Below are 2,639 nucleotides of genomic sequence, written 5' to 3'. Positions count from 1 at the left end.
AATTTGGTTTAACCCTGAGAAGGAACACATTTACTTTAAGATGCATTGTCTGCGAAGCAGCGTAGATTAAAGTTCGCCATCGGCGAATGTGTTCCATCGGTAAGTATATGCAAAGTAGGCGATTGCGGGCTTCAAACTTATCAAAACGTTACGAATTTGAAGCGGGCTACAGCCGTTGAACTTACTACATTTGCGCCTATTTTGTATATACATTGTTGGGCGTTCGTTTTTTATACAATTGGTTTATCAGACCAGTAAAATGTCAATCCATCTATTTTTTCAACAATCATATATGCATCATCATCAAGTATTTTAGAGTAAGGACTCTGGTGATAATCCTGATTAGATATGCCACATTTGGCTTTTTTTACAATATATGACATAACTGGTCTAATATTTCCATTTACGATTTCTTTATATTTTTCTTCATCATTATCAGGGATGCTGAACCTACAAGAAAGGGTGTTTTCATCTGAAAATGGTTCGAGATTAAACTCAGGTTCAACAAATTTCCTTTTTAAATATAATATTCCATCAAATTGACAAATATCCTGAATAAGAGGTTTATCTATGCTACCTTCAAAGGTAGAATTTAGATAAGTTCTTTGCTCATCGAGCCAAATCTTAAAATGGTCTCTATCAATTGGGATTGACTGAAAATATGAAATCCAATTAAAAAGATTTTCAACATGCCCTAAACTACTAACTCTTACTTCTTTTTCTTCAAGATTCCATGCAATAGTAAAAGAGATTATTGTGTCAAATCCTTTTTCTACCATTCTTTTAAAAATTGTTCGCAAAGCCTCAAGTGTTATCTTTATATCTTGGATTGGATTGGTTGCACTATGAAAAATACAAGGGATATTCCAATATTCATCTTTAAAGTTTCCAAACAAGGTATCAGCTTCAATATGCAAATCTTTGCCTAATCTATTTAAAGCTTTCTTGATTTCAATAACTTCATCCTCAATCACATCTTTATCAACTCCATTGATATTAACAATATCATAAATCGAAATTGAATGACTAAAATCTTTAAATTCCTCATTTTTTTTATGATATGATACAAGCAATTTAATTCCATCATCTCGGTTCATTGAATGTGGCACCAATTGCTGAATCAATGTTTTTGGTTCTTGTTTTTTATTTAGTTCAGATTCAGGCTTTTTTATATCAAAATACTCATATATAAGTGGATTATCTTGCATATAATTCGTAATTAAACTTTTCCAATTACTCAATTCTAGCTTTCCGTCAATTCTAAACAATTTTTTGTACTCACTTCTCCTTCCAAAATCAGTCATATTCTGGTCAATACGCTCAAAGTATAAGTCTGAATTATATCCTCTTATTGCTCCATCGAAGTGAACAAAAGTTGATTTTGTTGTATCATAAATAGAATGCATGTATCTACAGCCGAAAAAGTCATCCATTGTTGGTGCATCATTCTCTCTTAGCTCTTCCAACTCAAATTCTTTTAGATTTTCATTGTCTTTCCAGAAAAACTCAGTTGTAGATATGCCATAATATTCTCTCTCGAATTCACTACAACTGTGTTTTGTGAGACCTCTTTGAATTTTGCTGATGTCATCATTGTATTTAGGACCAAACCAATATTCATATTCCATTGATTGTAAAAATGTTGGAGAATAGCCTATTAAGTCCCAATCCAAAGCAAGTTTTATAGTTATATCATCATTATTTTGGAATGACATTAATTCATCTAAAAATATAAAATGAAAATTATTGTGTCTTGATAACGACCTTCTAAAGAAATTATGTGCGTATATGCACAGAGGAAGTGAATTGTGAAGAAATACTCCTTGAAATTTATATGTAAAGTTTTTATTTAAATCCTTAAGCTTTATCAAACCATCTTTATCCTGAAAGCTTTCCAATTCTTTAAATAACCTTTTTACTATATCTGTATTAAAAATTGATAATGTTCCTGTTTCTATATATTTAAAGTCTGAGATGATATGCTCTTTTACTTCATTGTATAGTTTTTCATCATTTTTTTCTACTTCATCTTTAATATTTTTAATAGTTGAATAATTTTTAAAGTTTAATATCTGTTTAGTCTCCTCATCATTTTCTGGTATCAAAGATAGACCAAGAGACCTTACTAATTTTGGTTCAAAATATAATCCAAAAGGAATCATAGCGCCAATTGGTCTATGCATATCATGTCCAACATGCATTGGAACACCTTCTGTCGCCTTCATCCATACCATATCCTCCATTGCAGATAATGCAATCAAGTGACCGTATTTATTTATTCTATCAGTATTTAAAATCGTTAATGATTTATGCATTGCTCGGTCTCTTTAAAATGTCTAGTCCTGAAATATGGCTACAGGTTAAAAATTGATTTACGCTGTTTTTAAATATACCATATTTGGTGTTTTATAATCTAAAGATACATGTAATCTAATTTGGTTGTATAGATTAATAGCACTTTTTGTAGCTTTTTTCGCGTGAGCTACACTATCAAAGGTCTGGTCAAGATAAAACTCGTCTTTTAGGATGCCGTTTACACGTTCGGCAATGGCATTTTCATAACAATGTTTTTCTTCAGTCATACTAATTTTGATGTTGTTTCTCTTTAAAATTTGTGTGTATACATTGCTACAATATTG

2 protein-coding genes are annotated in these 2,639 nt (G+C 30.8%); both read right to left on the bottom strand.

Annotation, left to right across the window (positions count from 1 at the left end; translation table 11 throughout):
* Positions 1-230: 230 nt before the first annotated feature.
* A complete protein-coding gene (locus DFQ02_RS14890) occupies positions 231-2,315 on the bottom strand; it encodes a hypothetical protein (protein ID WP_116525241.1) in 2,085 nt (694 codons plus the stop codon).
* Positions 2,316-2,372: 57 nt separating this feature from the next.
* Positions 2,373-2,639, bottom strand: a 267-nt coding sequence (locus tag DFQ02_RS14885) for an integrase core domain-containing protein (RefSeq protein ID WP_147297797.1), incomplete at its 5' end; no start/stop codon positions are given.

This window comes from Seonamhaeicola aphaedonensis, assembly GCF_003386195.1.
Lineage (GTDB): Bacteria > Bacteroidota > Bacteroidia > Flavobacteriales > Flavobacteriaceae > Seonamhaeicola > Seonamhaeicola aphaedonensis.
Note: the sequence above shows the minus strand (reverse complement) of the source record. Positions and strands in the feature narration are given on the sequence as shown.